The sequence below is a fragment of the Prevotella sp. OH937_COT-195 genome (assembly GCF_003932845.1).
Lineage (GTDB): Bacteria > Bacteroidota > Bacteroidia > Bacteroidales > Bacteroidaceae > Prevotella.
The window spans coordinates 89,399-95,494 of record NZ_RQZH01000006.1 but is presented as its reverse complement, the minus strand read 5'-3'; the positions used below and the strand labels follow the sequence as shown (position 1 = coordinate 95,494).

Sequence of the window (6,096 nt, the reverse complement as noted above, 5' to 3'; positions counted from 1 at the left end):
CTATAATTTTGTCTTTGGTAATCATCGCTTGGTTGTTTTGCAAACAACTGATTTACAACAATAAAATTACAAAGAACTAACGAGATTACCAACTTTTAAAAAGACTTTCTTAACCCGAACTCGCATATATATAAGTCAATGTGATAGTTGGTGTTAAAAATAATTTTACATAAGGAATTAATTCTGAACATCAACTTTTGGTTTATTCTTCAGAAAGAAGATGGTTGAGAAAAGCGTCAAGTTCCTTATCAAGTCCCTGCATTAAATCGCCACCAATGATTACCGTGTCATCATCAGCTACATAAAGTTCTGAAACATGTTCTCTCTCGTCATTTTCAAGGACAAGGTTGTATGGCTTTATTATACCGAGATTGTCTATCTTGCTTTTATTGTTGATTATGGTTTCACGTAATATTTTTGCAACGTTTGAGTAGAAATCTGTTTCCTTGTTTTCTATCCATTGATCAACGACACAACGTGTAATCTCGTTGTCATCGTCATCGAAAGCAAGCAGTTCTCCACTTTCTTGAACAACTTTTATATGTAAATCGGTCATTATTCCCGGTTCGGAAACGCAAGGAAACTTTTGTACTATTTTTCCAAGAAAGCGTTCAATCTTTTGAATTGTCTGTTCGTTTGTATTCATATTTTTTTCTTTTTTCCTTTACTTTCATTCCCGACTCTGTCTAATGCTGTAACAACGTATGTTGCCCTGCCTGTTTCAATTATGTTATAAAAATTGTTTGTTGTTATTGCAACAATCTTTGAAGGATCGCCTATATTGATGCGTTCTCCATTTGAAAACTTGTAAACTACATATTTAACAGCTTTGTCTTCCCAACTTTTACCTTTTGGTGCAGTCCAAAAAAGTACGGAACCATCCGGAGTGTCAATTACTTTCATCTTTCTTACTTTCTTTGGAGCATTACCATCAATAAACGGCATTAAAGGCTGAAGTGCAGGAAATTTCCAATAATGATTTCGAAGTGTAATACCATAATTACCTACATTATCTACGGCAGCCTTTGAATACCACAATACCGTTCCTTTCACATTGCGCATTTCGCTGTGCAATTTGAATTTGGCTGGCATTTGGTTTATGTTCGGATTTTTTAAATCTGCTTTTTTTACGGTACGTTCTATATCTTCTCCGATATACAAAGGACGCTTTGTTATATGAGTATTCCACCATTTAATTAAAGTTTCGTAATCGGCTGCCTTATGTCCGATTTCCCAATAAAGTTGCGGCACCACATAGTCAATCCAACCGTTATTTACCCACATAAGGACATCTGCATACAAATCATCGTAATTCTGTAACCCATTTGTTTCGCTGCCTATTGGAGATGTTTTCTTGTTACGATATATGCCGAAAGGTGACACTCCAAACTTAACCCATGGCTTGACAGAGGTTATGGAATCGTGCATTTGTTTTATGAAAACATTAACATTATAACGTCTCCAGTCTCCGATATTCTTTATTCCGTTGTTGTTTTGCTTAAATTGGCGTTCATCATCTATTTTCTGTCCTGCAACGGGATATGGATAGAAATAATCGTCTATGTGAAGTCCGTCAACATCATATCGTTTAACTATATCGTTGACGATTTTACAGATATATTCTCTGCATTCCGGTATTCCCGGGTTTAAAATAAATTGACCGTCATATTCGAACACCCACTCCGGATGACGTATTACGACATGGTTTCTTGAAAGGTTGTTGGTACCTTTGGTTTTTGCACGGTACGGATTGATCCATGCGTGTATCTCCATTCCGCGCTTATGGCATTGTTCAACCATCCATTTCAACGGATCCCAATATGGTGATGGAGAAACGCCTTGTGTTCCTGTGAGAAAGCGACTCCATGGCTCAAACGAACTCTCGTATAGTGCATCGCATTCCGGGCGCACCTGGAATATTATGGCATTCACACCGTCTTTTTGCAGTTCGTTAAGTTGATGTGTCAAAGAGGATTGCATGGCATGTGTGGAAAGTCCCGTGAATTGCCCGTTCACGCACTGCACCCATGCACCGCGGAATTCTCTTTTAGACTGAGCATACACATTGCCACAAGTAAGGATAATTATTAGTGATGTGAATATAACTATTTGAAACTTAGATGTTTTCATAATGAATATTAATATTTGAATTCAAAGGTACAAAAAAAATATATTATCTCCAAATATTTCAAACATATTGACTCAAAATTAAACTTTTGCACTTAGTTTTTGAATTTTCAGGAACAAAAATTTTAAGTTGATTCAAAAAGTTATGACCAAACTTGGTTTTCCCAAAAGTGTTGATGTCCGGATGTGCTTTTTATAATTGCAGAATTGTTTTCTGTCAATTATGCTATCGTGTCGTAAAAGTGTTGTGTCATGCGCGTTGTGTACAATATTTGAATGGAAATTTTGGCAGTGTCGATAATTCTGCTTATCTTTGCACCTCTTAAAATATAAAATGATATTTTGATAAGAGAACATACGATATATGGAAAATAAAGAGAAGATAACAGCCGCAAGAAAATTTGCCGAACATGCAGGGCTTGACCTGCTGAAGACAAATGAAAACATATTGGAGGAATGGAATAACATGAACATGTTTCGCCGCTCAATAGAAGAACGGGAGGGATGTCCGCAGTTCGTTTTCTTCGAGGGTCCACCCTCTGCAAACGGACATCCGGGAATACATCATGTGCTTGCGCGTGCCATAAAAGATACATTCAACAGATATAAGACGATGAAGGGCTTTCAGGTACATCGCAAGGCGGGATGGGATACTCACGGTCTTCCGGTGGAACTTGGAGTGGAAAAAGAACTCGGAATAACGAAGGCTGACATAGACAACCATGCTTCTGCAAAGTATATTTCGGTGGCTGAATATAACGCCAAATGTCGTGAGAACGTTATGAAGTTTACTGCAGAATGGCGTGAACTTACGGAAAAAATGGGGTATTGGGTAGATCTTGACAATCCTTATATCACATACGACAACAAATATATAGAAACATTGTGGTGGTTGCTTAAACAACTCTACGACAAGGGACTATTATATAAAGGATATACAATACAGCCATATTCTCCGGCTGCAGGTACGGGGCTTTCGAGTCACGAACTTAATCAGCCGGGATGCTATCGTGATGTTAAGGATACCACTGTTACGGCACAGTTTGAAATTGTAAACCCACGGCCGGAAATGACAGGTTGGGGCAAGTCGGTATTCCTAGCATGGACAACTACACCGTGGACTCTTCCGTCAAACACTGCATTGTGCGTAGGACCGAAGATTGATTATGTGTGCGTACAGACATACAACCCATATACCGGTGAGAGAATATCTGCCATCATGGCAGCCGCACGTGTAGATGCCTATCTTAATCCGGACGGAGAATACCTTGAACTCGAAACATACAAACCGGGAGACAAGGTGATACCATTCCGAATAGTTGGTAATTATAAAGGTTCTGACCTCGTGGGAATGAAATTCAAGCAACTCATGCCGTGGGTAAAGCCGTCTGAGAAACTTGATGATAATTCTCCTGAATTTGTTAAAGAGGCTGCGGAAAAACGTCAGATCAGTATCTTCTCCGTTGGTAATGACAATTTCGTGGAGATGGAAGAGGAGGCATTTCGCGTAATCCCCGGTGACTATGTTACCACAGAGGATGGAACGGGTATTGTACATATCGCACCGACATTCGGTGCTGATGACCAAAAAGTGGCAAAGGCGGCAGGCATACCATCGCTGTTTATGATTACACGTGATGGCGAAACACGTCCGATGGTTGACCTTCAAGGAAAATATTACATGCAAGAAGAACTTTCAGATGAGTTTGCAAAAAAATGTCTGAGGTCGGAAATGTATTCAAAATACGAGGGAAAATTCGTAAAAAATGCATACGCACCGGAGTTCAATATTGATGGGAAATATGATGAGAAGGCTGCAGCAAAGGTAGAAGACCTGAACATTATGCTTTGTATTGAAATGAAACAAGCGGGCGGAGCATTCAGAATAGAGAAACATGTACACAATTATCCACACTGTTGGCGAACAGACAAGCCGGTGTTGTATTATCCACTCGACTCTTGGTTTATACGCTCCACGGCATGCAAAGAACGCATGGTGGAACTAAACAATACAATAAATTGGAAACCGGAATCGACCGGTACCGGACGTTTCGGAAACTGGCTTGAAAATTTGAATGACTGGAATCTGTCTCGTTCACGTTTTTGGGGTACACCGCTTCCTATATGGCGCAACAAGGATTCGCGCGAGGAAATGTGTATAGGAAGTCTTGAGGAATTATACAATGAAATAGAAAAGAGTGTTGCAGCCGGTATTATGAAGAGTAATCCCATGAAAGATAAAGGCTTTGTACCGTGCGACTACTCCAAGGAAAACTATGACAGGATAGATATGCATCGTCCTTATGTTGACGATATTGTACTTGTCAGCGAGACAGGAAAACCATTGCACCGTGAAACAGATCTCATAGACGTATGGTTCGACTCGGGATCAATGCCTTATGCGCAGATTCATTATCCGTTTGAGAATAAAGAATATATAGATGAGAGGTTGGCGTTTCCTGCCGATTTTATCAATGAAGGCGTTGACCAAACACGTGGCTGGTTCTTTACGCTTCATGCCATAGCCACTATGGTATTCGATTCTGTAGCATTCAAAAATGTCATATCTACGGGACTTGTACTTGACGCCAAAGGAATAAAAATGTCTAAGCATATAGGCAACGTGGTAAATCCATTCTCTGAGATAAAGAAGAACGGAGCCGATGCCGTACGTTTTTATATGATGACAAACACACAGCCGTGGGATAATCTTAAATACGACCCGAAAGGAGTGGAGGAAGTGAACCGCAAATTCTTCGGTACTCTCTTTAACACATATTCCTTCTTTTGCCGCTATGCAAATGTAGATGGTTTTGATTATTCGCAGCCGGATATACCCGTTAATGAACGTCATGAGATAGACCGTTGGATACTATCCGAACTAAACTCACTAATCATCGGTGTCGATGAGGCAATGAACGATTTTGAGCCAACGAAAGCAGGACGAATGATAGATAAGTTTGTCAATGACGACCTGAGCAACTGGTATGTTCGCTTGAACAGAAAACGTTTTTGGGGTACAGGCATGTCGAAGGATAAAATCGCAGCATACCAGACATTATATACTTGTCTTGAGAATGTGGCGAAACTGCTTGCACCTTTCGCACCTTTCTATGCAGATCGTCTCTATACAGACCTTGTGAGCGTTACGGGACGTGAAAGTGCAGTTAGCGTACACCTCGCAAAATTCCCTACTCCCATCGGAGATACCGATTTGGAACTCGTGGAACGAATGCGAATGGCGCAGAAAATCACATCTATCGTACTTGCACTTAGACGTAAAGTAAATATAAAGGTGCGACAGCCGCTACAGCAGATAATGATTCCTGCCATTGATGAAGAACAACTACAACGCATTGAGTCTGTGAAAGACCTTGTTTTGAGCGAAGTAAATGTGAAGGAATTGCAATTCGTTGAAGGTCAAGGAATCCTTGTAAAGAAAGTAAAGTGTAACTTCAGAACAATGGGGAAGAAGTTTGGAAAACTGATGAAAGGTATTGCGGCAGAGATGTCGGTTCTTGGACAGGAAGATATCATGCGTCTTGAAAACGAAGGTAGTATAACTCTCAACATACATGGGGAACAAGTAACGGTAGAACTTGCAGATGTAGAGATTGTGAGTGAGGACATACCGGGCTGGCTTGTCAGTAACGAAGGTAATCTTACTGTGGCTCTTGATGTAGAACTAACAGACTCATTGCGTCAAGAAGGCATGGCACGAGAACTGATTAACCGTATTCAAAACATTAGGAAAGACAGTGGCTTTGAGATAACTGATCGTGTCAACGTAAAACTTGCACCCAATGATATTATTGATGCTGCGGTGAGAAATTTCGGAGAATATATTGCCTCACAGGTTCTTGCCGATAATATTATAGTTGCCGAAAATAACGGTGCAGAGATCAAATTTGATGATTTTGTGCTGAATATCAAAGTAGATAAGATATAGATTTATTAACCATATTAACA

Annotated in this window: 3 protein-coding genes; 1 reads left to right on the top strand and 2 read right to left on the bottom strand. The window is 40.1% G+C overall.

Features of this window, described 5'->3' with window-relative positions:
• Window positions 1-202 precede the first annotated feature (202 nt).
• Both EII32_RS04195 and EII32_RS04190 read right to left on the bottom strand, forming a co-directional pair.
• Entirely contained in the window at window positions 203-646 is a 444-nt protein-coding gene (locus tag EII32_RS04195; protein ID WP_125234195.1) for a hypothetical protein, read from the bottom strand.
• A complete protein-coding gene (locus EII32_RS04190; protein ID WP_125234194.1) occupies window positions 643-2,130 on the bottom strand; it encodes a glycoside hydrolase family 10 protein in 1,488 nt (495 codons plus the stop codon). Before EII32_RS04190 ends, EII32_RS04195 begins: the two co-directional genes overlap by 4 nt.
• A 361-nt stretch (window positions 2,131-2,491) precedes the next feature.
• On the opposite strand from EII32_RS04190, the gene ileS reads away from it, so the two are divergent.
• A complete protein-coding gene (gene ileS / locus EII32_RS04185; RefSeq protein ID WP_125234193.1) occupies window positions 2,492-6,076 on the top strand; it encodes an isoleucine--tRNA ligase in 3,585 nt (1,194 codons plus the stop codon).
• The last annotated feature ends 20 nt before the right edge of the window (window positions 6,077-6,096 follow it).